This is a genomic window from Labilibaculum sp., from assembly GCF_963664555.1.
Lineage (GTDB): Bacteria > Bacteroidota > Bacteroidia > Bacteroidales > Marinifilaceae > Labilibaculum.
On record NZ_OY761461.1, the window covers coordinates 2728736 to 2753612 of the forward strand.

Here is a 24877-nt window from a genome sequence, read left to right on the forward strand (position 1 = left end):
AGTTACAAATTAAAGATTCCAGCCGGAATTAAATAATCCTTTTTTACAACAGGATTCTATATGGAAAATGGACAGCAGTAATTAAAAAGATGCTGGCAAAACACACCGAATGGTTGATGTAAAATAGTTTATGGATATCTTCGTTCAGTATTGTCCGGTTATTAATTCCAATAAATGGTTTGTAAACACTTTTTCCGCCGTAATCATGAGCACCTCCAAATTGGCAATTCATTATTCCTGCGAGTGCTGACTCCGGGTAACCGGCATTAGGACTAAGATGAGCATGCCCATATTTAAAGATGTATAAAAAGCCTTTCGAATTAAGTGTGAGCAATACCATTAGGAAAGCAGTAATACGGGCGGGAATAAAATTTGCAATATCATCCAATCGGGCGGCAAACCGTCCATACAAAATATACTTTTCATTTTTATATCCAATCATAGAATCCATTGTGTTAATAATTTTATAACACATCATTCCCGGAACTCCGGCAATGGCATAGTAAAAAAGAGGAGCAACAACGCCATCCGATAAATTCTCTGATAAAGTTTCTAAAACAGCCAAACGTATTTCCTGTTCCGATAATTTTGATGTATCCCGACCGACAATCCAGGATAATCTTTTCCGACCTGCATCTAATCCTTTTTCATTAAGATGTTTAAAGACTGCGAATCCTTCCTGCAACAAGCTTTTGTTCGCTAATCCGTAAAAAACAAATATCGAGGTAACTATGATATAAACTGTACTATTCCAGTTTAAGGTGATGATATTTATGCAGGAAAAAATAAAATACACACTAGCTGCTAATCCTAAAGCCATTGCAGCTCCTTTTAAAAGTAGGTATTTTCCTTTATTTAGATATTTAGTAAAAAGAGTAATCGCATTGCCAAATAAAACAATTGGGTGTGGCAAGCTTCTTGGATCACCAAAAATAAGATCCAAAATGTATCCTATAACAAGAGGGAGGATTATGAGTTCAATTTGTTCCATTGAATTAATGCATCGATTAATAATTGATTTTTTTCGCCGGTTTGAGTTGCGAGCCGAAAATAGGAAGAATTTAATCCCCGAAAATTAGCTGCATCACGAATGAGTATTCCAAAATTTGAAATTAAGAATTTTTTTAGCTCAAAAGCAGATGATTCTTCTAGTTCAACCAAAAAGAAAGAAGTTTTTGAAGGATGAATTTGCAGACCTGAAATTTTCTGGAGATTTTTTTGAAATTTTTTAGTTTCTGATTTATAGTAATTTACAGGTGGGAGAAAATCGGTTTTATTTGCCAAAAGGAATTTTCCAGCCTCAATTGCCAGTGAATTTACCGTCCAAGGAGCCTTGTAGAATTGAATATTCTGTACCAATACCTTGTTTGAAATCAAATATCCCAATCTCAGGCCGGGAATTGAAAAGTTTTTAGTGAGAGATTTCACCAAAATGAAATTCTCGTACTTATCAAGTAAATCTATAGATGAGTTAATCTCATCAGTAAAATCAATATAAGCTTCATCAATCACAAAAATAGATTTCGAATTGATTTTTAGCATTTCTTCAAGTTCATCCGATTCTAAAATATTACCATTTGGATTATTAGGATTGCAAATCCAGACCAAACCTTCTTCAAAAATGGTTTTGCTGGTTAATTCGGCCCAATTAATATAGAATAGCTTGTGTTTATTAACTCTGCAGGCATCTTCATATTCGGAGAAGGTAGGGATGATGATACTTGAATTAGATTCAGAAAAACATTGTGCAATAAGGTAAAAGGCTTCCGTAGCGCCATTGGTTGCAATAATTTGATTCTTATTAACATTTAAATAAATCGCCAACGTGTCTACAAGACTCTCTGCAGATGCTTCTGGATAAGAATGTATCGTATCCCAATTCTTGAATAGGTATTGTTTTAAATTTTCGGATTTTCCACCAAACCAAACATTACTGCTAAAATTGGCAGTAATCTCTTGTTTATATTGGTAACCATCATCTCCATGTCCGTGTAACATCTTGTTATATAGGGTTTAATGATGAGAATGCATTTGTTATTTGTGTCGAAAAGACAGTCTAATATTTGAAGAAAATTTAATTAAAGCAATAAGAGTTTACAATTGTAACTACAGATGTAAACTCTCAACTTGTCAATTAAAGAAATCATTCTTTAATTTAAACGCCTAATTTACTGAGTCTTAACTGCCCCAATTAAGTCGGTAATATTTTCAACCTGATGCCTTATCATATATTCTTTAATTCCTTCAACAACCTTAACAGTTACCTGAGGATCAATAAAATTAGCAGTACCAATTTGAATTGCCGAAGCACCGGCAAGAATAAACTCGATGGCATCTTTTGCATTCATAATGCCACCTAAGCCAACAATTGGGATATTAACAGCATTAAAAACCTGCCAGACCATTCTTAGGGCTACAGGTTTTATGCATGGGCCTGATAAACCTCCTGTAACAGTAGATAAAAGTGGCTTTCTTGTTTCTGCATCTATAGCCATCCCTAATAATGTATTGATAAGTGATACTGAATCAGCACCTTCAGCTTCAACAGCCTTAGCTATTTCTGCAATGTCCGTTACATTTGGCGATAATTTAACCATTAAATGCTTCTTGTACACCTTACGAACTTCACGGACAACAGATGCAGCAGAAGCACAACTGGTTCCAAAAGCCATTCCGCCTTCTTTAACGTTCGGACAAGATATATTCAGCTCTATTGCAGGGATTTTATCCAGCTCATTAATCATTGCTGCCGTTTCAACGTAATCTTCAATTACAGAGCCTGAAACGTTAACCAGAATATTTGTATTGTAGTGATTAATTCTAGGATAAATTTTATCACAAAAATACTCAACTCCTTTATTCTGCAACCCAACAGCATTTAGCATTCCTGCAGGTGTTTCAGCCATTCTAGGGTAAGGATTTCCTTCCCGATGATGTCTTGTAGTACCTTTAACTAATATACCACCTAATTGACTAATATCAATAAAATCTTCAAATTCTTCACCGTATCCAAAGGTTCCGGAAGCAGTCATTACCGGATTTTTAAGAATCAGATCTTTAAGCTTAACTTCCAAATTTACCATTTCAACTCATTTATATTGAACACCGGACCTTCAGTGCATGTACATATATTACCTCTTTTTGTGTCAGTCACACAGCATAAACATGCTCCAAACCCGCAAGCCATAGTGTTTTCAAGTGAAACCTCACAAGGAATATCTTTGCTTTTTGAATAAGTTGCTACTGCCTTCATCATTGGCTCTGGCCCACAGGTAAAAGTGTAATCAAACTTTTCATTAAGAACAGAATGCTGCGTAGGATAGCCTTTTTCGCCAACAGAACCATCTTCAGTAGTTACGAATATACGTCCGTATTCTTCGTAAGGATCTAATTCAACAGCATCATAGGCAGAGCGCACACCCAATATTGTTGTAACCTCATTTCCGGCATCCTTAAGATGTTTTGCCAAGTATAATAAAGGAGCAACACCACAGCCCCCACCAATTAAAAGAGTTTTAGAGTTCTTAGGGATAGAGTAATGGTTTCCTAATGGGAAAACAATATTAAGCTTGTCTCCAAGTTTTAATTCGCCTAATTTGGTAGTGCCTTCTCCAATCTTTTTAATGTATAATTTGATGATATTCTTTTCGTAATCAACAAAATGGATGGACAAAGGTCTTCTGAGGAAGGTATTGGCTGCATTTTCGACAAGAACGTTAACAAATTGCCCTGGTTTAATGTCTGGCAAAGGCGCAGATGCCTTTACATCAATAACAAAAGTCCCTTTATTAAGCTCTTCCTTGTGCAGTACCTCAAAGTCCTGTACTAATTTTTTCATGGTGTCTGGTTGTATTTTAAACTGTTAAGTATAAACGCAGGCAAAGATAAGCTAAAAAATACTTAAGAAGGATTGTATTCTTTAAAAGTTTTATCTGTATAAAACACCACTACTTTCTCTATCTGCTTTCCAGACGTAAATGCGCTCATTTCCAGCACAGGTTCTCGGTTTGAGCGGGGAATATTAATTGTTTCTTTATTTAATTTAGGGGGATGATTAGGTTGAATTTCAAGAGGCGTCTGGTTTGTTTCCTGTTCTTGAAACAAAGAAGGTGAATCTTGAGATTTATACATATTTCCCATGCCTGAAATAAGCCAATTAGGGTCAATTGAAGGAAATGATGTTAGTATTTTTTGAACAAAGTCCAGACTTGGGTTGTTACGACCGGATAGAATATGAGAAATACTAGACCGCTGTACGCCTATTGTATCTGCAAACTTAGAAGAGGTAAGCCCTTCACTATTAATCAGCTGAACTATTCGATTTTTCATTCTTAAGTTGTTTAGATGTGAATTTTACAAATGTTAATCCAAGTAACATTACAAACCTAATATAAAAATTACAAACGTCAAAGCGAGAGCGAAAAGAATTTTTACAAAAGTGGTTCACAAGTGTAATTCAAACAAAATGAAATGTACAAGTTGTAACCATTTGGCATTATTACTTTTGTAAACACCTTGTTTTCCTTATATATCAGTGTGTTTATGCACAATGTATGCCTTTAAACTAAATCCATTTAATAAACCTGTAAAATTCTATTTCGTAAACAATATTGAATGAATCCCGAAAAAAAATCATAAAATGTCTGTTTGTCAGGCAATTTAAGATGTTTACAGTGCTATACTTACAGTTTTTACAGATGTTCTTAGTTGAATGATATTATTTGATAATTTCACTTATTTATTTACTGTAGATAAAAGATATATAATTCTGATTTACTGATTATTATGCTGTATTAAATTACATTATTTACATGTATTGGAATAATATTTATACATATGTAATTTAGTTATTAAAGTATTACTTCATATTAACCTATTAATTAACTGGTAATCAGAACATAGACTACTGGTGATAATTTTATCCGTAAAGAGAATTGCGACTTCTTTTAATTGTAAATGAAATTAACATCTAAAATATTGGTACTTATTATCACATTACCTATGTAAATCATAACAGGAAACTAGTTTACAAATCGAATTCCCTCTATTGTATATTTGCAGTGTTTAAATGTAAACTTCATAAGTTACAACTTTAAATTTAAGTGCATTGCTTATTGTAAATTTTGAATTGGGTTTTTTGAATTGCTAATTACAGTATTAGGCAAAATCCAAATGAAATTTGTAAATAATATACCATTGGGTTACAAAAATTAAATCCTAAGAAGGTTAAAAGGAAGGAATTTCTCACGTAAGTGTCACAAAATTAAACAGGTGAGTTGGTTTTCTTTATATCAAATCATGTTACTATCCGGAAAAAAAAGAAGTTTTCTCTATTTTTTCGAATATCCGGAAATCTATTTAATACTCTGAGTTCTTCTTGAGTCTGGAGATTATTTTTTCCGGGGTTTTCTAAGTTGTAAAAAGCCAATAAATAAAATGTAAGCTGCGAACGCGGCAATTAATATTCGAAGTATTAAATTTTGGTTGTTAACTTGATTGTTTGCGAGGATATCGCGTGATAAGGCCGGAATCATAAATATTAACAAACCAAATACTAGAATCAGCTGTATATACAAAAAGATAACTTTTAATTTTTCTTTTCTGCGGGAATAAGGGGCTGGAGTAACGACGTTATTTTTTGTTTTCTTACCTCTTTTTGTAAGCTTCTTTGGTTCCGGCATTCTTAATTTTTGTTTTAATTTGTGCCCAATTAAGAATGTCAATACACAGATGCCAACTAAAATATAAATTTCCTTATTCATGTTAATATATTGTTGTTGAGTATTTTTTAATTTCTTTTCTTTTTCTGGTCAATTCCGGGCAATGAACTTCCAATAATTGATAAAATTCCCTGGAATGATTCTTAACTTTAGTATGGCATAATTCATGCAATATAACCATATCGCATAGTTCATCAGGTAATCTCATTAAATGAAGATTGAGGTTAATATTATTATCATGTGAACATGATCCCCAACGACTTTTTGTATTTTTAATTTTAAGGGATTTATAGGAAAACCCACCAAGTTTTGCTAATTCCTTGATTCTAATTGGAAGATGATGGTTTGCTTCTCTGCGCAAGGTTTCTATGATAGAATTTTGAATGAATATTTGTAAGTCTGAATTTTGAATCTCGGTATTGGCAGGATACTTTACTTCCAATACTCCATTAGAGAGTTTTGCGGAATAATAACTCACCTCTCCTGGACTTAGCTTTAATTGATGGAAACGTGTTTTAAATTGGATCTCAGGAGTGAAAATTGTTTGTCTATTCTCTTTTAATTTTCTTTTTGCATTATTATCAATAATCCACTCTTTATTTTTCTTGGCAAAATTGATGGCATCCTGATAACTTATACCATAAGGCACATTAACCCAAATTCCTTTTTTAGGCGCAATTCTTACTGATAGACGTTTGAATCTTCGACTCTTTTTAAAGAGAATATCCCCAATATCCTCTAATAGTATAATTTTTTCTTCGGGCATAAAAAAAGCTTTGCACTATGCAAAGCTATCAGAAATATCTTTTGAAAGAAATTATTTCTCTTTAATTAAATTGCTCAATTCGGTGAAAGATTCGTCAACATTTTTGAACAAATCAGTATAAACAGCCTTGTAGTAAGCTTTAACAATTTTAGGATTGTCCTTACCATCCGGATGATTTACACGCGCAATTAACTGATTACGGGAAACTATAATATTCTTTACAATTTCCATTACTTTATCCTTGTTTTCAGGATGCAAATAATTGTAATTGTAGCAATCTGAAATTACCTCAAAGCTAAGGTAATCGATATCCTTTTTTAAGCGTTTTCTACTTGCCATATCTATGATTTTTGAATAAGTTGTATAACAGAAGATACTGTTATTCGACTGCAAAGATAATAAACACTTATTGAATTTCCTTGTTCCGTTGAAAAGTTATGGAGTGATAATATTACCTAGATATTTTTGACTTGAATTTTCGGTACAGGATTTAATTGACCTTCACTTGCAGCAACTATTGTTGCAACAGTAGCATCCCCTGTAACATTAACAACTGTACGAAGCATATCAAGTGGCCGGTCAATTCCTAATATTAATGCCAATCCCTCAATAGGTATTCCAACCGATGTTAAAACAATGATTAACATCACAATGCTCCCACCCGGAACTCCGGGTGTTCCGATCGATGCCAGAGTTGCTGTGACTACAATTATTAATTGGTCGTAAATATCTAAGTCTACACCAAATACCTGGGCGATAAAGACTGCGGCAATTGCCTGATAACAACTGGTTCCATCCATATTAATGGTAACACCAACCGGAAGAACAAAACTCGCAACTTCATTTGCAACACCTATCTCATTTTCTACACACTCCATGGTAACTGGAAGAGTTGCCGCGCTGGAACTTGTTGAAAATGCTAACAGTTGGGCGGGTGAGATGGCCTTGTAAAAATCTGTGTATCTAACTGAAGTAAAAAATTTAAGGAACAAAGGATAGATCACAAATATCATTATTAAAAGACCCAAAATTACGGTTATTGCATACAAACCTAAAGCCGAAAATAAATCAAGATCGCCGGAGAAATCGACTATTAAACCTGAAATAAGAGCAAATACGCCATAAGGAGCAAACAGCATAATAATGTCAATTATTTTGAGGATAATTGCATCTATCCCATCAAAAAAATCTCTGACTACCTTAACTTTCTTTTCTTCCAAAATAACCATTGCAATGCCAAATAGAATTGCAAAGAATATGATTTGAAGCATTTTAGAATTATCCGTAGCTGCCTGAAAGAAGTTGGAAGGAACAATATCTACAAGAAATTTGAGTGGAGACTCATTTTTTAAATCTGAAGCCTGATTTTTCTTTAAATCAATTGTTGTATGGTATTTTTCCTGTAACTCTACCTTTTTATGGTCGGGAAAAGTGTTCCCCGGTTCTATTGTATTCACTAATATTAAACCAAAACTTACAGCAATTACTGTAGAAAGGACGTAAAGAGAAATAGTTTTAATACCAATTCTTGATAATTTTGAAATATTGGAAAGACTTGATATTCCTTTTACCAAAGAAACAAAGATCAAAGGAACAGCAATCAATTTTAATAAGTTTAAGAAAATATCACCCCAAGGTTTGATCCAATCATTGGTCAATTCAGATAATTCAAAATAAACGGCAGTTAATCCCGCTATAATTCCAAATCCCATTCCAACTAAAATTTTCACGTAAAGAGGCAATCGTTTCCACATAATCAAAATATTTTTTTATTGTGCTTTAAAGATACTTGATAAGACTAGAAAAACAAAGCCCGAAAACCAAAGGCTTTCGGGCTGAAATATTTTTTTCGAAAAGAATTAGCATCCACATCCGCTGCCGCATCCGCCGCTCTCACAACTTCCGCTCTCACAACCACCCTGAGGTGCATAAGCTTCTTTCATTTCTTCTTCTGAAGCATCTCTAACTTCAATAACTTCACCTTTGAAGAAAAGAGTATCTCCTGCAAGTGGATGATTGAAATCCATTTTGATAGTAGCATCCGTTACTTCAAGAACAATTCCATTCATTCTGCGGCCAGAGTTGTCTTGCATTGGAACTACATTTCCTTCTGCAATAACTTCCGAATCAAATTCACCGTTAACTTCAAATATATTTTTAGGAAGATCGATTACAGCTTCTTCTGATGCCTCACCGTATGCTTCTTCAGTTTCCAATTTGAAATCAAAAGAATCACCTACTTTAAGTCCCATCAATTTTTCTTCAAATTTTTCTAACATCTGCCCTGCACCACATAAATAAGTAAGTGGAGTTTCTGCTACCGCTTTTTCAATAATCTCTCCCGAAAGATCAGTTTTTAATTCATAAATAACTGAAACAACCTTATCTTTTGAAATTGTCATAATATTTTTTTTTTATTTATTATATCCTTAATCTGAATCCCAAAACATGAAAATTCTGTACAAAGAAAGTACAATTATTTCTTTATTCAAATAAAAAAGGAGTTGATAGTCCAAATTTATTCCTTTTAATATTATTTGTAATGTTCCGGATTTAAAGCATCAGGCCTCCAATTGTATAGAAATGATTTTACTTTTTCGAAATCGTAAGCTTTGTCTTGTTCTAAATTACCTGTGTTTTGCGTATGAAGTCGTTCACCTTTACTATTTAATACGACCATGACAGGAAATCCAAAACGCTGAGGATAACCAAGTTCAGCCAATGCATCTAAGTTTTTATTTTCTTTGCTGTAGTTTACCTCAAGAAAAATATAATTGTCTTCAACAAGTTTATTTAATGTGGTGTCAGTACTTAGATAGTTATGCATTTTTATGCACCAGGGACACCAATTTCCTCCAATCTGAAGTAGGACATGTTTTCCTTCTTTTTTTGCTTTCTCAACTGCTTTGGCAATTTCCTCTTTCCCGTTAAGAGATGGATCATAAGGCTTTTGGCCTATTGAAGTCAGGCTAAATAGAAGAAATAAACTTACTAAAACGGTAATTTTTTTAGTTTTCATGTTTGTAATTTAAATTTGAAGCAATTTAAATTAAATTGAAGGTAAATCAAGGAGATTTCAGATTTTTAACGAACAAATAACATTTTAAGACCAACCTAAACAACATATGTTGTAAAAATACTTTAGAATTGGTACGGTTTAGAAGGATTAACCCTAGTTTTACAAAGAATTTACATGAAAAAAACTCCTATGTCGGAACAGTTTAAGCCATCTGATCTCATTTTTGATAAAGAACATATTTGGCATCCATATACTTCAATGCATGAGCCACTCCCCGTCTACCCGGTTATTTCGGCTGATGGTGTAAGACTTACATTGGATTCTGGTCAAGATATTATTGATGGAATGTCTTCGTGGTGGTGCGCTGTTCACGGATATAATCATCCTGTTTTGAATAAAGCGATTCAAAAGCAATTAAAAAAGATGTCGCATGTGATGTTCGGCGGAATAACACACAAACCTGCAATTGAGCTGGCCAAGTTATTGGTTGATATAAGTCCGGAGGGAATGGAGAAGGTCTTCTTTAGCGATTCTGGTTCTGTATCTGTTGAGGTGGCAATGAAAATGGCTCTACAATATTGGTTTACCAAAGGAAATTCAAATAAAAATAAATTTTTGAGCATCCGTTCAGGATACCATGGCGACACTTTTAATGCCATGTCTGTTTGTGATCCTGTAACTGGAATGCATGAAATTTTTAAAGGAGTGTTGCCTGTTAATTACTTTGCCGAATCGCCAAGTTGTGGTTTTTATGATGAATGGGATTCAAACTCTTTTCAGTCTATGCAATATATGATTGAAAAACATCATGAAGAACTTGCTGCCATCATTTTAGAGCCTGTTGTTCAGGGGGCTGGAGGAATGAAATTTTACCATCCCCAATACCTAACGGAACTGCGAAGAGCCTGTGACAAATATAATATATTGCTTATTCTCGATGAAATAGCAACTGGCTTTGGTCGAACCGGAAAATTATTTGCTTGCGAACATGCAGATATATCACCGGATATTATGTGCGTTGGAAAAGCGATAACAGGTGGTTATTTAAGTTTTGCGGCGACCTTAACTTCACAAAAAGTAAGTGATGGAATTTCTGCCGGAGCTCCAGGTTGCTTTATGCATGGACCTACATTTATGGGAAATCCTTTGGCATGTGCTGTAGGTGTGGCAAGTGTTAATTTGCTTTTGAATTCATCCTGTTTGGATCAGGTTCGTAAAATTGAAAAACAATTAATTAAGAATTTGTCGAAGGCCAAGGAATTAAAACAAGTAAAAGATGTTCGAATTTTGGGCGCTATTGGAGTAATTGAAATGAATGAATCGGTAAATATGGCTTCTATTCAAAAGCAATTTGTGGAGAACGGAGTTTGGGTTCGCCCATTTGGAAAATTAGTCTATATTATGCCGCCATTTATTATATCTGAAGAAGATTTATCTTTCCTTTGCAAAGCTTTGGTTAAAGTGGTAGCAATGCAATAAACTAAAAATGGATCAAAAACTGATTAAATACAAAGAAGAATTACAGAAGCTTGAGGAATCTGGGAACCTTCGTGCCCTAAAAATGATTTCAGAAAGTAACTATAAGGTTAACCTCTCTTCAAATGATTATTTAGGGGTTAGTAAGAAGAATATACCGCGGCCAAAGGGGAATTCTTTTGGCTCCGGATCATCTCGCCTGCTTACTGGAAATTTTAAGGAATATCAGTTACTGGAAGATGAATTGGAAAAATTGTATGGACGCCCTTCCCTATTTTTTAACTCAGGATATCATGCCAATATTGGTATTTTAGCAGCTTTAGCAGGAAAAGATGATTTGATAATATCCGACAAATTGAACCATGCCAGTATAATTGATGGTATTCGTTTAAGTAGTGCCGAACAAGTTCGTTTTAAACATGCTGATTACGATCATTTAACACATATTCTTACTACAAAACGGAAAGATTTCAATCGGGTTTTTATTGTAAGCGAATCGGTTTTTAGTATGGATGGTAACGAAGCCGACCTCGAAAAGCTGATTGAAATAAAAAAACAATTTGATTGCTTTTTATATATTGATGAAGCTCATGCTCTTGGTGTTAGAGGTATCAAAGGGCTTGGTTTATCGGAAGAGAAATCATGCCTTGATGAAATTGATTTACTAATTGGAACTTTTGGTAAAGCAATGAACTCAATTGGTGCATATGTTATTTGTGATGCTATTCTTAAAGAGTATTTAATTAACAAAATGCGTTCTTTGATTTTCACCACTGCTCTACCTCCAATTGTAATCAGTTGGAACTATATTATGTTACGAACCATTGTAAAAATGAAAATGGAACGGGAGCATCTACAATCCATATCAGAACAATTAAGAGAAGGCCTGAAGAATGCCGGAATAGAAACAATGGGAAGTTCAAATATTATTCCGGTTCTGGTTGGAGACAGTCAAAAATGCGTTAATTTAGCTGAGTATTTGCAAAAAAAAGGATTTTTGGTATTCCCTATCCGACCACCTGCAGTACCTAAAGATTCTGCCAGACTTCGTATTTCTGTTTGTGCAGATATGGATTGGGAAGATCTTAAAGATTTGCCGGAACTGATAAAGAATTATTGCGATGAAAAGTGAATGGTTACACAAATCAGCTAACGAGAAGTGCATTTTGTTTATGAATGGCTGGGGATGCGATGCAAATCCTTTTCAAGCAATAAATTCAAAAGAGTACGATGTTCTAATGTGTTTTGACTATCGGGATATATTAATTCCTAAACAGGTTGAAAGGCTGTTTGAAAATTATCAGGAAGTACATTTGGTTGCATGGTCGCTTGGTGTTTATGTCGCAAACATGCTCTACCATCAATGGAAAAATCTATTTGCCGGTAAAATTGCGATAAATGGAACTTTACAAGCAATTGATAATTTGAAAGGTATTCCTCCTGCCGTTTTTCAGGGCACCATAGATGGATTAAATTCTCGAACTATTGAGAAGTTTTGGCTTCGTATGTGTGGTGGTAAAAATGGGTTTGATCGTTTCAAAATGCAAATGCCACAACGGAATATTGAGGATCAAAAGGAAGAATTAATTGTACTTCAAGAGCTTGTACAAAATCATTTTATTGATTGGAATGTATATGATTCGGTATTATTGGGGCAAAACGATTTAATTTTTCCATTTGAAAATTTAGAAAATGCATGGCGTGAGCAAAATAATATAATTAAAATGGAAAATACTCCTCACTTTTGTTTTTACAGTTGGAATTCGTGGGATGATTTAATGGAGGAATGTAAAAGTGCAGCATCAAAATATTAATAAAGATAAAGTACAAAAAGGATTCGTAAAAAGTATCGAAACCTATCGTAAACATGCTATTGTTCAGGAAGCTATCGCCTCCAGATTGATTAATGAATTGTTGCGTCAACCCGTAAGCCATTTTTCGAAAGTTCTGGAGATTGGGTGCGGTCCGGCTGTACTTACTGATAAATTTTTCCAAAAATTCAATACCGATTTGTATTATGCAAATGATATTGTAGAAGAATATTCAGACATTCTTAGCTCTATTCATTCGGATATACAATTTTTGGGTGGAGATATTGAGTCTATGGACTTACCAGATTCGTTGGATTTGATTATTTCGAGTTCAACATTCCAATGGTTCAATAATTTAGATGGGTTTTTGACAAAAATACACAAAGCTTTACAGCCTGACGGGTTACTTGTATTTAGCACTTTTGGCCCCGATAATTACAGAGAAATACGCGAAGTGAATGGCAAAGGATTAAATTATTTGTCGTTTGGAAAGCATGAACGGCTTCTGTCTGATAAGTTTGAAATTCTTTGGAGTGACAAAGAAACAATTACCCGTTTCTTCTCAGATCCTCTTGGTGTTTTATCTCATATGAAGCAAACTGGTGTAAACGGAATTCCAGGAAAGGCTTGGACAAAAAGCGATCTGAAGAATTTTAAAGAGGATTATCAGGATTTGTTTGGTACCGACTTGGGTGTACCCCTTACCTATCAACCCTTATATTTTATTGCGAAACCTAAAAAATAAATTAATAATGCCAACCTATTTTATTGCAGGAATTGATACTGATACCGGTAAAACATTTGCAACAGGCTTAATGGCCAAGTATTTATCGGATCAGAAAAAATCAGTGATAACTCAAAAATTTGCACAAACCGGTTGCAAAGGAATCTCTGAAGATATTTTAATGCATCGGGAAATAATGGGAATGGAAATTCAAGAGGTTGATAAAGACGGAACTACCTGTCCGTATGTTTTTGATTATCCTGCATCACCGCATCTTGCCGCTCAAATGCAAAATCAGGAAATTGATATTAAAAGAATTGAAAAATCGACTGCAATTCTTGAAGATCAATTTGATTATCTTCTTTTGGAAGGTGTAGGTGGTATGCATGTTCCCATAACTTTGGATTATTCACTTCTTGATTTTATGGAGGAGAAAAAATATCCGGTGATTTTAGTTACATCATCAAAATTGGGTAGTATTAATCACACTCTTCTCAGTTTTGAAATTGCACAACGAAGACAAATTCCAATTAAAGGATTAATCTACAATCAATATCCTGCAAACAGTGAATTCATTTTAAAAGATTCAGTACAGGTTTTTAAAACTTACTTGAAAAAATATGGATTTGATTGTCCAATTATCGAGATTCCGGAATTGAAGAAAAACGAAATATCAAATGTTGATTTTAGCAAACTGTTTTTTGCAGAATAATAGCATGTGAGTAATATCACAAAATTCAGATTATTTTTTAAGCCTTTCAGAAAGAAATAGTCTTGCCCTACTTCAACGAGCATGTAATTTATTTAATTCTCAGGCGCTTAAAAAAATAAAAATTCCAGATTAAATGTCACATAATCAATAAATAAAATAGAATCTACTAATGTCTGATTTATATACATTCTAGAAGAAATTGTGTTTTTTTTTAGAATTTCACACATTATATTATTGATTTTTGTTAAAACAGATCTAAAGATCCTATTATTCTTGTTTATTAGATGGATTTTATCTTTTTTTGTACTCGCTTATTTGTAACGATTCCATATAAATAATTCGGTTTATTATTGAGTTAAATACGAATGAATTTATGGATGAACAAAATTGAATACATAAATTAAGAATGAGATCACACAAAGTTATTGAGATAAGAAATTTGACTTCTTCCACCTATGTTATAAGGATGGAAAAAAATGATTTTACATTTAAAACAGGGCAATACATAACCCTTGGATTTTCCGGAAGTATTGATCGAAGAGAATATTCTATATATAGTTCTGAAAATGATGATTTTTTAGAAGTATTAATTAAAGAAGTTGAAAACGGTTTGGTTTCAAAAAAACTGAAACGATGTAAATCCGGTGATTATTTAGATGTTGATGGGCCTTTTGGTCATTTCTCATTAGAGGAATCAGAAATTAGTAAGAAAAAGTTTCTATTTATTGCTACAGGTACCGGTATATCTCCAATTCATAGTTTTGTTGAAACTCATCCTGAAATGGATTACCGAGTACTTCATGGCGTGCGGATTGAAGAAGAAGCATATGAGAAAGATAGTTATCCGAATGGAAAGTACATTTTATGTACCTCCCGCGAAAAATCAGGTGATTTTTATGGTAGAGTAACGGATTATTTATTGAAAAATCCAATTCCCTCAGATACAGTTTGTTATTTGTGTGGTAATTGTCATATGATTTATGAAGCTTACGACATTCTTGAAAAACAAGGAATTGTATTGGGCCCTATTCATACAGAAGTTTACTTTTAAGAAAAAATAAAAATGAAATATCATCTTGTATCATTAGGTTGTCAAATGAACGCTTCGGATGGAGAAAGAGTTCGTTCGGTAATCGAAAACATGGGCTACCAATGGACAGATAAAGAAGAAGAAGCCAATTTAATTGGGATTTTAGCTTGTTCTGTTCGTCAAAAGGCAATCGACAAGGTTTATTCCAAAATTCATAAATGGAATTTGTGGAAAAACAAACGGAACCTAATCACTTTTGTTTCCGGTTGTATCCTACCCTCTGATTTGGATAAGTTTCTCAAGTTGTTTGATATTATTTTTCAAATGAAAGATTTGCCAAAATTGCCGGAAATGGTTCAGCATTATGGAATTACAACTCCTATTGGATTGCAGCAAGGGTTTGATTCTCAGAATGAAAATATTTCTGAATTCTGGCATGTAAAACCTAGTTATACTTCTGAATTTGAGGCTTTTGTTCCCATTCAAAACGGTTGTGATAAGTTTTGTTCATTTTGTGCGGTTCCATATACCAGGGGGAGAGAAGTTTCCCGTCCATCCGATGAAATTGTAACAGAAATTCAAAATTTGGTGGAGCGTGGATTTAAATCAATTACCTTACTTGGACAAAATGTAAATTCATATGGTCTTGATAAAAAAGGTGATGAAATTGATTTTCCTGAATTGTTGCGTAGAGTTGGAGATTTGGGAAATCAACTTAAAAAGGAGTTTTGGATTTACTTTACTTCTCCGCATCCACGCGATATGACTGATGAAGTTATTGAAGTAATTGCTCAATATAAATGCCTTGCCAAACAAATTCACTTACCAATTCAATCGGGCGATGATAAAGTTCTTATTCACATGAATCGTAAGCATGGAATAGAGAAATACAGGCAAATTGTTCAAACAATTCAACGCTTACTTCCTGAAGCGACTCTCTTTACGGATATTATTGTTGGTTTTACAGGAGAAAATGACGAGCAATTTGAGAACACCAGAAAAGCAATGAGTGAGTTTAAATATAATATGGCTTACATTGCAATATACTCCTCTCGGCCTGGAGCATTAAGTCATCGTTGGTTTGATGATGTAAGTCTGGATATTAAGAAAGAGCGACACCATATTTTAACTCAGGATTTGAAGATTCATTCCAAAAATTACAATTCATCAATGGTGGGTAAAACTTATCGGGTATTGGTTAAAGGACAGGCTAAACATGATGGTTACCTTGCGGGATTAACAGAGGGAAGAATTAATGTACGGTTTTTATCTCAGGATGAGAATTTGATAGGCCAATTTGTAGATGTGAAAATTACATCGGCCGCTGATTTTTCAGTTGAAGGTGAAATGATAACGATAAAAGAAAGTGTAGCGTGAAGAAAGTGGCGTTTAAAACCTTAGGGTGTAGATTAAACCAATATGAAACGGATGCATTGGCGTCTCAATTTCAAGATAAAGGTTATGAGCTTGTTCAATTTGATGAGTCTGCTGACGTATACGTAATTAACTCATGTACAGTAACTCATCAAAGCGATCACAAATCGAGAAATTTTATTAATCAGGCAAACAGACGAAATAAAGATTCCGTTCTTGTTGTTACGGGGTGCATGGCTAATAATGCTAAGGAAGAGTTGGAAAATAGAGCAGAAATTAATTATGTAGTTGAAAATGATCAGAAAGCTTCGGTGTTTTCTTTGGTTGAAGCTCATTTTGATGGCGAAATTATTCATCCTTCAAAATTAAATGCAGATCTGTTTTCCTATGGAGCTACTGATAAAGGTTTTCATACCCGAAGTATGATTAAAATACAAGATGGCTGTGATAATTTTTGTACGTTTTGTATTATTCCTTCGGTTCGGGGAAGGGCTGCGAGTAGACCAATACAAGATATTCTGACAAATATCCGTGAAGTAATTTCTCACGGAGCGAAGGAAATTGTAATAACCGGCGTAAATATTGGAAGATATGAGTTTGAAGGATATAAGTTTGATGATGTTGTCGAGCAAATTCTTAACCTTGAAGGTGATTTTAGACTTCGTATTTCCTCTATAGAACCTGATGGTTTTGGAGAGAAATTTATTGGACTTTTGAACCATCCTAAAATGACACCGCATTTGCACTTGTGTTTGCAGAGTGGATCGGAACCTGTCCTACTTCAAATGAGAAGAATGTACACAGCCAAAAGGTTTAAAGAAATAGTGCAAACCGTAAGAGCTAAAAACCCTGATTTTAATATTACAACCGATATCATAATTGGTTTTCCAAATGAAAGTGAAGAAGATTTTTCAGCCACTTGTGATGCAATTAAAGAATTGAATTTTGGACATGTTCATACTTTTAAATATTCCATTAGAAAAGGAACAAGAGCTGAACGAATGCCTAATCAGGTAGATGAGAGAACAAAAACCGAGAGAAGTGAAACTCTTAGAAATCTATCTGATGAAATCAAAGTTAATTATAGAAAAAGCTTTATCGGGAAAACCCAATCTGTTTTAGTTGAAAAAATTGACGGAAATATTGCGAATGGTTATGGGGAATATTACATTCCTATACAGTTCACAGGTAAAAATATTAAAAAGAATCAATTCTACAAAGTTAAGATTACTGGCATTGAAGATGGTTCTGACCCTGTTTTAAAAGGAGAAATAATATAACGAAAAAAGAGGGTATCCACTTTTTGGACACTCTCTTTTTTTGTTGGTATCATAACTTAATGAAATACCAAAATCGGGATATGAGTTTTTATGAATAGTTTTCTTGACATTTGTCCAAAAAATAAACGCTCCAACAAATTGTGTTTTCTTGCTAAAATGGCAATCATCCCAATATCATTTTTCTGAACGTACTCTTCAATTCCCTTCATTTTTTCCTCAATTTGTATTATAGAGCAATTAACATTCGATTCTCCAAGGATTCTATCTAAATATTTCCTCAATACTTTCATTTGATGTTCTTCCATTACATTTTCATCATCAACATCATTAAAATGAACACAATGAATTTTCATATCATATGGCTTGGTTATAAACTTAAGATTGGCAATGGCTCTGAAATCAGCCTTATCAAAATTTGTTGCATACATGATGTTGTTTATCTGATCAAGGCTTACATCTTCTCCCTGGTCAGACAAGATAAGAATTGGCACCTTAGACTCCTCAATAACGTTGGAAACAACACTTCCCAAAAGGTTAGTAGTTCCTGCAGATTCACCGCGGCTTCCCATAATTACTAAATCGGGTTGGTAGGTATTGCAAATATTCAATATTTCAGAAGAGGCTGTTCCTCCGCTTAAAGCATAATCGACTTCAATTCCTTCAACTTGCTCTAATTCTAATTTGTTGCGTATATCGTAATACAATTCCTTTATTCTGGCTTTGGCATTTTTCTCCACCTCCGAAAGAACTTCTACAACAGTAGCATTGTAAGTGTAACTATCCGAAAATGGAATTGTTTCGATTGCTGAAGCAAAATAGGTATGAAATAACAAAATATCCGCATTAAATTTCTTCGCAATATTCATTGCATATTCACATAAACGTGGCGAAAAGTCAGAAAAGTCAATGGGAACCAAAATGCGGTTTACATCTATTTTTTTCCGTGGAAAGGTTTTTTCAAAATCCTCCTGAGCGTAGCTTAATTCCAATTCCTCAATTATTTCAAGAGCCTGAGCTAAATCCTGCTCTTTTATTCTTAATTTTACTCCACCTCCTACTGCAGATTGAATTAAGTTGAGATTTTTTAGAAAGCACTGCACACCTTCTGATTCTAAACGAGTTTTAAGCAACTGTGCTCTGGAATAGCTATAAGTTGCTAATGTTATCATCCTGTCCTTCATTGTTGTGGGTTTAATTTATCCTTACGTTTAAGTTACAAAAAAAAGCAAAAGCTAACAAGAGGATTTAAGATCCCGGAAATTTGTACTTTAAATAGATTTGAAAGATAATATGTGTTCAAAAACGTAATAAATCTATAGCATTCTTGAAATATCAAAAAAGAATCGTTAATTTTGCAGCTCAATAAAAAACAGTTACTTACTAAGTAATTAATTAAACAATTAAAGTTATGTTGAATCATTATGAAACCGTTTTCATTGTAACTCCCGTTTTATCTGAGGCTCAGGTAAAGGAGGCGGTAGAAAAATTTAAAGCCCTTATCACCGAGAATGGTGGTGAGATGGTTAATGAGGAGAACTGGGGACTGCGCAAGCTGGCTTATCCAATTCAAAAGAAAAGCACTGGTTTTTACCAATTGCTTCAATTTGATGCTCCAGGCGAACTAATCGAGAAATTGGAACTTAACTACAGACGTGATGAAAGAATCATCCGTTTCTTAACTTTCAAACTTGACAAGTATGCTTTTGAGTATTCTATTAAAAGAAAAGGAAAACTTAAATCTAAAGAGGAGAAGTAAGCTATGGCACAGAATCAATCAGAAATCAGATATTTGACACCTCCGTCAGTTGAGATTAAAAAGAAAAAGTATTGTCGTTTCAAGAAAAACAAGATCAAATTCATCGATTATAAAGATCCTGAATTTTTGAAAAAATTCTTAAACGAACAAGGTAAAATTTTACCTCGTCGTATCACTGGTACTTCTTTGAAATACCAAAGAAAGGTAGCTACAGCTGTTAAACGTGCTCGTCACATTGCATTGCTGCCATACGTAACTGACATGATGAAATAATTTTTAAACTGGAGGAAACGAAATGGAAGTAATCTTAAAACAAGATATTCATAGTTTAGGATATATGAATGACATCGTAGTTGTAAAAAACGGTTACGGTAGAAATTATTTAATTCCTAAAGGAATAGCTATTCTGGCAACAGAATCAGCTAAGAAAATGAATGCGGAAAATATGAGACAAAGAGCTCATAAAGAAGAAAAAATCAAAAACGAAGCTTTAGAAGTTGCTAAAAAACTTGAAGGTGTTACCTTAAGTGTAGGTGCTAAAACCAGTACTACCGGTAAAATTTTCGGTTCTGTAAACAACATTCAGATTGCTGAAGCATTAACTGCTCAGGGATTCGAAATTGACAGAAAAATCATTGCAATTAAAGACGCAGTTAAAGAGATTGGTAAATATACCGCAACCATCAAACTTCATAAAGAAGTTAAGGTTGATATCGAATTTGACGTTGTTTCTGAATAATCGCTTCGATAATTAATTAATTTAAGTTTATAACAGACAAACTTAAATCTTTTCAAACAAACAGATTAAGACCACTCCGATTAACGCTTGGAGTGGTTTTTTTATTGCGTAAGTTTTCCAAAATCCTGAATCCAGAATTTCTATTCTCCTTACTCCCATCTCTGTGAAATTAGGATTCATTACATTGGTACAATGTTCCTGACTTGTTAATCAGCCATAAATAACACTTTCTTTTGATGAATCTTTTGAGAAAATTAATGTAGATTAAACCTGAACCCTGTTATTGGGGAAAATAAATGTTTACTACATTCATTAGCAATTGAGAGGTCAGTTTGGATTGATTTTATATTTTATCAGAAATACGTAAACTATTATTTTCAACTTAAAGGATTATGTGTAATTTTAAGTACTGATCACACAAAGGGTCGTTATAAAATGCTATATTGAATGAGGATATTTTACACCATATTACTGTTATTTTCGATCTCACTTTCTTCTTTCGGACAAAGGGACAACACTTACCTACCTTCGAAAAGAAATTTCAGGATTAAGTATGTTTCATACGACTCTAAAGATCGAAGACAATACTCAGAGGTTTGGCAGTTGGTTGGTAAATCAAAATCAGAGGGATTAATTCAGTATAATATTGAGTCAGAAATTACTACCCGAAAACAAAGCATCTTTTATCAGTATTTTCGCTTGGTTAGTAATGACTCTATTTTTTTTGTGGGTTCAGAGCGATATCTTGATCCTGTAAAGTTGGATTCCTATCAGAAGATGGTCATAAAAATTTCATCGGATAGTGTTGCTATTCCAATTCAACCAACGGTTGGACAAATGTTGCCGGAATCAAGTTGTGAAGCTAGTATATTAAGAGGAACCGGTTCAGTTTTGATGTCGATGAATGTTCTTCTAATCAATCGAAAGGTAGATGCGATTGAAAATATAAGAACTCCGGCAGGTAGCTTCAATTGCTTTAAAATTTCGGCAGATAAAATTACTTATGGAGGGATTTCAAAAAACAAGACCAAAGTATTTGAATGGTATGCCATTAATGTCGGATTGGTACGAATGGAGGAATATCATCCCAATGGAAAATTAATTTCATATAAGATATTGGAATTTCTTGCCGAAGATTTTTTCTTGCCCTAAGATATTATATTTCAGACTTTATAGATTTTTCAGACTATAAGTAATCAGCTATAAGTTGAAATGAATTCCAAAACTTGCTTTAATGCTAAGAATATTCATTTATTTTTGGTTTTTCATTTTTTAAAGTTTGATATGAATAAGAAACCTCAGTTTTTAATTGCTGCACCTTCCAGCGGATCAGGAAAAACGACTATTACTCAAGGTATATTACGCTATTTAAAGAACAAAGGGCTGCAAGTTCAGCCATTTAAGTGCGGTCCGGATTATCTTGACACAAAACATCATTCCTGGGCTGCTGGCAATGTCTCAATCAATTTAGACACCTTTATGAGCAGTCAGAGTCATGTTAAGAGTATTTACGGTAAATATTCTATTGAAGCTGATGTTTCTGTAGTTGAAGGCGTAATGGGCTTGTTTGACGGGGCAAAGAAAATGGAAGGAAGTTCTGCACAAATTGCTGAATTGTTAGATATTCCAATTATTCTTGTGGTTAATGCAAAGGCAACGGCTTATTCGGTTGCGCCCTTACTATTTGGATTTAAAAACTTTTATCCAGGTATTAAAATTGCCGGGGTAATCTTTAATTTTGTAGGCAGCGAATCACATTATCAGTTTTTAAAAGATGCATGTGAAGATGTTGGAGTGACTCCGCTTGGTTACGTTCCTAAAAATGAAAAGCTTCATCTGCCTTCCCGATACCTTGGTTTGCAGATTTCTGATTCGTCGCAATACAACTCTACTATTGAAGATATTGCGAAACACATCTCTAAAACAGTTGATATTGAGAAACTATTGGAAGTAACTACAATTCCATTTCATGAACCGAAAATTGATGAAACTATTCAACGAGGAAATCTTAAAATTTCAGTTGCCCGAGATGAAGCATTTAATTTTACGTATCATGAAAATTTAACAGCCTTGGAAAATTTAGGTGAAGTCACTTTCTTTTCACCCCTAAGGGATCATCATTTGCCACCTACAGACTTACTATATTTTGCAGGCGGTTATCCTGAACTTTACCTCGAAGAATTGAGCTCAAATGAATCTATGAGAAATACCATCAAAGAATTCTGTTTAAAAGGTGGTCGTGTTTTAGCAGAATGTGGTGGTATGATGTATTTAAGTGCAAGTATTATCGATTCAGATTCTAATGAATTTCCAATGGTTGGATATTTTGATCAAAAAACCAGCATGGAGAATATGAAATTGAAATTGGGATATCGAAAGATTCATATAAATAAGAATGTCTTTTTCGGACATGAATTTCATTATTCTCATATTATCAATCCATCAATTAAATATTCTATTGGCGAAATCTATTCGGCTAGGAATCAGAAGTTAGATACATTTTTGTTTAGAAAAAACAACACAATTGCCTCTTACATTCATTTTTACTGGGGCGAAAAAAACATTATGAATTTGTTATTTTAGTGAAGATATGACCACACAAGCCGAACCGCCTGTCCATAGTAGCTGTTTCCAAATAAATTCAGATGATTAAGGACATGGTACAAAAAATAGATATTCTCTCTATAATCATATCCTTGTGGAAGAGGCTTCTTTTTTTGATATGAACTGTAAAAATCATTACTGAAGCCTCCAAATAGCTTTGTCATGGCTAAATCTGCTTCTCGGTGACCGTAATATACTGCAGGATCAATTAAGCAAGGATTCAAATCTTTATCGCAGATAAAATTACCATTCCATAAATCTCCATGCAATAAAGTTGGTTTTTCTTCACTTCCTTCTAAAATTTCTTCAATTCGTCCTTCTAAAACCAAAAAACCATTTTTTAATTCAGTACCAACCAATCCGTTTTTTTCGGCCAACTTGTATTGATATAATAAGCGTTTGTTATAATAAAAATCGCACCAGTTATCGTTTTCAGTATTTTCAGCTATATTTAACTGAGGTGTCGCCCCTATGTAGTTGTCTTCTTTAAATCCGAATTTACCTGCGCATATTTTATGCAAATTTGCCATTTGTGTACCAAAACGACTAAAAAAATCTTTGTCCTTTCTCCCCTCCTCAATGAATTCAAGCAATAAAACTTCTGAATCAACCAATAAAACTTCTGGAACTCTTATGCAGGCAGTTTTACGAATTTCCTTTAAGCCATTTGCTTCCTTAAAAAACATATCATCAGAATAAGGTTCTGTTTTTAAAAAGGCGTAACGACCATTCTCAAACCGAATTTGATTTGTTGTGGCAATACTCCCACCAGAAATAGATTTAAAACCGGTAATTTTCTGACCAACTAAATCTTCAATTCTAGAAAAAACTCCCTCAATTCTCATGTTAAACCATTAAGTAAACCTTCGCAGGCATCTTCAAGAATATCAAGTACTAATTCAAATCCGTCATCACCACCATAATATGGATCAGGAACAGAGTTGTAATTTGAAAAACGGGAACAATAAGTTGTAATTAATTTAATCTTTTTTAAATCCGCTTTATTTCTTGCTAAAACCTTAAGATCATTTACATTTTGCTGATCCATTCCAAAAATAAAATCAAACTTATCAAAATCGTTTTGCGCATTAAACTGTCTGGCAATACTTGTTAAATTATAATTCCTTCGTAAAGCGTGTCGCCGCATTCTTTCATCAGCTCTATCGCCAGTGTGCCAACCGCCTGTTCCTGCCGAATCACATTCAAATTCATCATTAAGCTGATTTTCTTTTATATATGCATTCATTACAGCTTCTGCACTTGGAGATCGACAAATGTTTCCCAAACAAACAAAAAGTAATCGCTTTCTCATTCAAATCATTTAAAGTTTATTCAGCAAAGTATAAATATGAATTCTAAAATGAAAATTTACGAAATTAAATCTTGAAAATCATATATGTACTAAATGACTACTAGTTACCCTATAAATTTTAGTATAGGCACATCATGAATAACTAAAAATGGTGAATTTATTGATTTTAAACATCAAATATTTAAAAAAAGAACTACCAGTAGCCTGAAATTTGTCAGATTCGTAATTTTAATTCCCGCATTTAAGACACTTATAGTATGCTCGATTTGTAATTTACTGTACAACAGATCTTTGTGTTGGATCATGCAGGATTGTGCTGTTGTTTTCATTTTTTTTAATCGATAACATTTTTTTAACAGAAAAATTAAGACCTATAACTCCTTATTAATTTTTTTTTTATAAGTTTGTAGGACAAAACTTCTAAATGAAAACAGATTTAATGTATATAGCTGACAAGAATAAAATCCGAATCCCTTCGGATAAGTCAGTTATGCCCTCTATTGAATCTCAATTTTCAACTTATTTCCAAAGATTATTTGCGATCAACTATAATA

The 24877-nt window shown here is 33.6% G+C and carries 27 protein-coding genes; 13 read left to right on the top strand and 14 right to left on the bottom strand.

The window, feature by feature from the left end; translation table 11 throughout:
• Positions 1-43: 43 nt before the first annotated feature.
• The 11 genes from cbiB to ACKU4N_RS10920 all read right to left on the bottom strand — a co-directional run bounded on the left by cbiB (position 44) and on the right by ACKU4N_RS10920 (position 9505).
• A complete protein-coding gene (gene cbiB / locus ACKU4N_RS10870) occupies positions 44-991 on the bottom strand; it encodes an adenosylcobinamide-phosphate synthase CbiB (RefSeq protein ID WP_321316347.1) in 948 nt (315 codons plus the stop codon).
• A complete protein-coding gene (locus ACKU4N_RS10875; RefSeq protein WP_321316348.1) occupies positions 970-1998 on the bottom strand; it encodes a pyridoxal phosphate-dependent aminotransferase in 1029 nt (342 codons plus the stop codon). Before ACKU4N_RS10875 ends, cbiB begins: the two co-directional genes overlap by 22 nt.
• Positions 1999-2168: 170 nt before the next feature.
• Complete coding sequence (locus ACKU4N_RS10880) at positions 2169-3083, bottom strand: dihydroorotate dehydrogenase (protein ID WP_321316349.1); 915 nt, start codon at positions 3081-3083, stop codon at positions 2169-2171.
• The gene (locus tag ACKU4N_RS10885) at positions 3077-3838 is read right to left on the bottom strand and encodes a dihydroorotate dehydrogenase electron transfer subunit (protein ID WP_321316350.1); all 762 of its coding nucleotides are present in this window, start codon (positions 3836-3838) and stop codon (positions 3077-3079) included. The genes ACKU4N_RS10880 and ACKU4N_RS10885 overlap by 7 nt, the downstream gene beginning before the upstream one ends.
• A gap of 62 nt (positions 3839-3900) precedes the next feature.
• On the bottom strand, positions 3901-4329 hold the full coding sequence (locus tag ACKU4N_RS10890) for a helix-turn-helix transcriptional regulator (protein WP_321316351.1): 429 nt from the start codon (positions 4327-4329) through the stop codon (positions 3901-3903).
• Between the two features lie 1061 nt (positions 4330-5390).
• On the bottom strand, positions 5391-5762 hold the full coding sequence (locus ACKU4N_RS10895) for a hypothetical protein (RefSeq protein ID WP_321316353.1): 372 nt from the start codon (positions 5760-5762) through the stop codon (positions 5391-5393).
• A gap of 1 nt (position 5763) precedes the next feature.
• Positions 5764-6486, bottom strand: coding sequence for a M48 family metallopeptidase (locus tag ACKU4N_RS10900; RefSeq protein ID WP_321316355.1), 723 nt, complete (start codon positions 6484-6486; stop codon positions 5764-5766).
• A 51-nt stretch (positions 6487-6537) separates the two neighbouring features.
• Entirely contained in the window at positions 6538-6825 is a 288-nt protein-coding gene (locus ACKU4N_RS10905) for a hypothetical protein (protein ID WP_321316357.1), read from the bottom strand.
• A 116-nt stretch (positions 6826-6941) separates the two neighbouring features.
• Positions 6942-8240: a dicarboxylate/amino acid:cation symporter gene (locus tag ACKU4N_RS10910; protein ID WP_321316360.1), complete on the bottom strand. Its 1299-nt coding sequence runs from the start codon at positions 8238-8240 to the stop codon at positions 6942-6944.
• 105 nt (positions 8241-8345) lie between these two features.
• Positions 8346-8888 (bottom strand): FKBP-type peptidyl-prolyl cis-trans isomerase, encoded by a 543-nt coding sequence (locus ACKU4N_RS10915; RefSeq protein WP_321316361.1) that lies wholly within the window; start codon positions 8886-8888, stop codon positions 8346-8348.
• A gap of 131 nt (positions 8889-9019) precedes the next feature.
• Positions 9020-9505 (bottom strand): thioredoxin family protein, encoded by a 486-nt coding sequence (locus tag ACKU4N_RS10920; protein WP_321316362.1) that lies wholly within the window; start codon positions 9503-9505, stop codon positions 9020-9022.
• Positions 9506-9679: 174 nt separating this feature from the next.
• Between ACKU4N_RS10920 and bioA the strand changes: the two genes are divergently transcribed.
• The 8 genes from bioA to mtaB all read left to right on the top strand — a co-directional run bounded on the left by bioA (position 9680) and on the right by mtaB (position 17912).
• Positions 9680-10984, top strand: a complete 1305-nt coding sequence (gene bioA / locus ACKU4N_RS10925) for an adenosylmethionine--8-amino-7-oxononanoate transaminase (RefSeq protein WP_321316363.1) — start codon at positions 9680-9682, stop codon at positions 10982-10984.
• A gap of 7 nt (positions 10985-10991) precedes the next feature.
• Positions 10992-12113, top strand: coding sequence for an aminotransferase class I/II-fold pyridoxal phosphate-dependent enzyme (locus tag ACKU4N_RS10930; protein ID WP_321316364.1), 1122 nt, complete (start codon positions 10992-10994; stop codon positions 12111-12113).
• Positions 12103-12795, top strand: coding sequence for a DUF452 family protein (locus ACKU4N_RS10935; protein ID WP_321316365.1), 693 nt, complete (start codon positions 12103-12105; stop codon positions 12793-12795). Before ACKU4N_RS10930 ends, ACKU4N_RS10935 begins: the two co-directional genes overlap by 11 nt.
• Complete coding sequence (gene bioC, locus ACKU4N_RS10940) at positions 12776-13537, top strand: malonyl-ACP O-methyltransferase BioC (RefSeq protein ID WP_321316366.1); 762 nt, start codon at positions 12776-12778, stop codon at positions 13535-13537. Before ACKU4N_RS10935 ends, bioC begins: the two co-directional genes overlap by 20 nt.
• Before the next feature lie 7 nt (positions 13538-13544).
• Positions 13545-14228 carry a dethiobiotin synthase gene (gene bioD / locus ACKU4N_RS10945; protein ID WP_321316367.1) on the top strand — a complete coding sequence of 228 codons (684 nt, stop codon included), beginning with the start codon at positions 13545-13547 and terminating at the stop codon, positions 14226-14228.
• Positions 14229-14634: 406 nt separating this feature from the next.
• The gene (locus ACKU4N_RS10950) at positions 14635-15279 is read left to right on the top strand and encodes a ferredoxin--NADP reductase (protein ID WP_321316368.1); all 645 of its coding nucleotides are present in this window, start codon (positions 14635-14637) and stop codon (positions 15277-15279) included.
• 12 nt (positions 15280-15291) lie between these two features.
• Positions 15292-16635 (top strand): tRNA (N6-isopentenyl adenosine(37)-C2)-methylthiotransferase MiaB, encoded by a 1344-nt coding sequence (miaB, locus tag ACKU4N_RS10955; protein ID WP_321316369.1) that lies wholly within the window; start codon positions 15292-15294, stop codon positions 16633-16635.
• Positions 16632-17912, top strand: coding sequence for a tRNA (N(6)-L-threonylcarbamoyladenosine(37)-C(2))-methylthiotransferase MtaB (gene mtaB / locus ACKU4N_RS10960; RefSeq protein ID WP_321316370.1), 1281 nt, complete (start codon positions 16632-16634; stop codon positions 17910-17912). Before miaB ends, mtaB begins: the two co-directional genes overlap by 4 nt.
• 56 nt (positions 17913-17968) lie before the next feature.
• On the opposite strand, the gene ACKU4N_RS10965 is transcribed toward mtaB, so the two are convergent.
• Entirely contained in the window at positions 17969-19093 is a 1125-nt protein-coding gene (locus ACKU4N_RS10965; RefSeq protein WP_321316371.1) for a universal stress protein, read from the bottom strand.
• Positions 19094-19320: 227 nt separating this feature from the next.
• Here ACKU4N_RS10965 and rpsF point away from each other — a divergent pair, with 227 nt between their 5' ends.
• The 5 genes from rpsF (at position 19321) to ACKU4N_RS10990 (ending at position 22990) form a co-directional block, all read left to right on the top strand.
• On the top strand, positions 19321-19668 hold the full coding sequence (gene rpsF, locus ACKU4N_RS10970) for a 30S ribosomal protein S6 (RefSeq protein WP_197092725.1): 348 nt from the start codon (positions 19321-19323) through the stop codon (positions 19666-19668).
• Between the two features lie 3 nt (positions 19669-19671).
• Positions 19672-19941 (top strand): 30S ribosomal protein S18, encoded by a 270-nt coding sequence (rpsR, locus tag ACKU4N_RS10975; RefSeq protein ID WP_101263476.1) that lies wholly within the window; start codon positions 19672-19674, stop codon positions 19939-19941.
• A 22-nt stretch (positions 19942-19963) separates the two neighbouring features.
• Positions 19964-20407, top strand: coding sequence for a 50S ribosomal protein L9 (rplI, locus tag ACKU4N_RS10980; RefSeq protein ID WP_321316373.1), 444 nt, complete (start codon positions 19964-19966; stop codon positions 20405-20407).
• A gap of 447 nt (positions 20408-20854) precedes the next feature.
• Positions 20855-21559, top strand: coding sequence for a TapB family protein (locus tag ACKU4N_RS10985; protein WP_321316374.1), 705 nt, complete (start codon positions 20855-20857; stop codon positions 21557-21559).
• Between the two features lie 132 nt (positions 21560-21691).
• On the top strand, positions 21692-22990 hold the full coding sequence (locus ACKU4N_RS10990) for a cobyrinic acid a,c-diamide synthase CobB (RefSeq protein ID WP_321316375.1): 1299 nt from the start codon (positions 21692-21694) through the stop codon (positions 22988-22990).
• On the opposite strand, the gene ACKU4N_RS10995 is transcribed toward ACKU4N_RS10990, so the two are convergent.
• Both ACKU4N_RS10995 and ACKU4N_RS11000 read right to left on the bottom strand, forming a co-directional pair.
• Positions 22987-23856 carry a fructosamine kinase family protein gene (locus ACKU4N_RS10995; protein ID WP_321316376.1) on the bottom strand — a complete coding sequence of 290 codons (870 nt, stop codon included), beginning with the start codon at positions 23854-23856 and terminating at the stop codon, positions 22987-22989. The genes ACKU4N_RS10990 and ACKU4N_RS10995 overlap by 4 nt on opposite strands.
• Positions 23853-24323 carry a low molecular weight protein-tyrosine-phosphatase gene (locus ACKU4N_RS11000; RefSeq protein WP_321316377.1) on the bottom strand — a complete coding sequence of 157 codons (471 nt, stop codon included), beginning with the start codon at positions 24321-24323 and terminating at the stop codon, positions 23853-23855. Before ACKU4N_RS11000 ends, ACKU4N_RS10995 begins: the two co-directional genes overlap by 4 nt.
• Positions 24324-24877 lie beyond the last annotated feature (554 nt).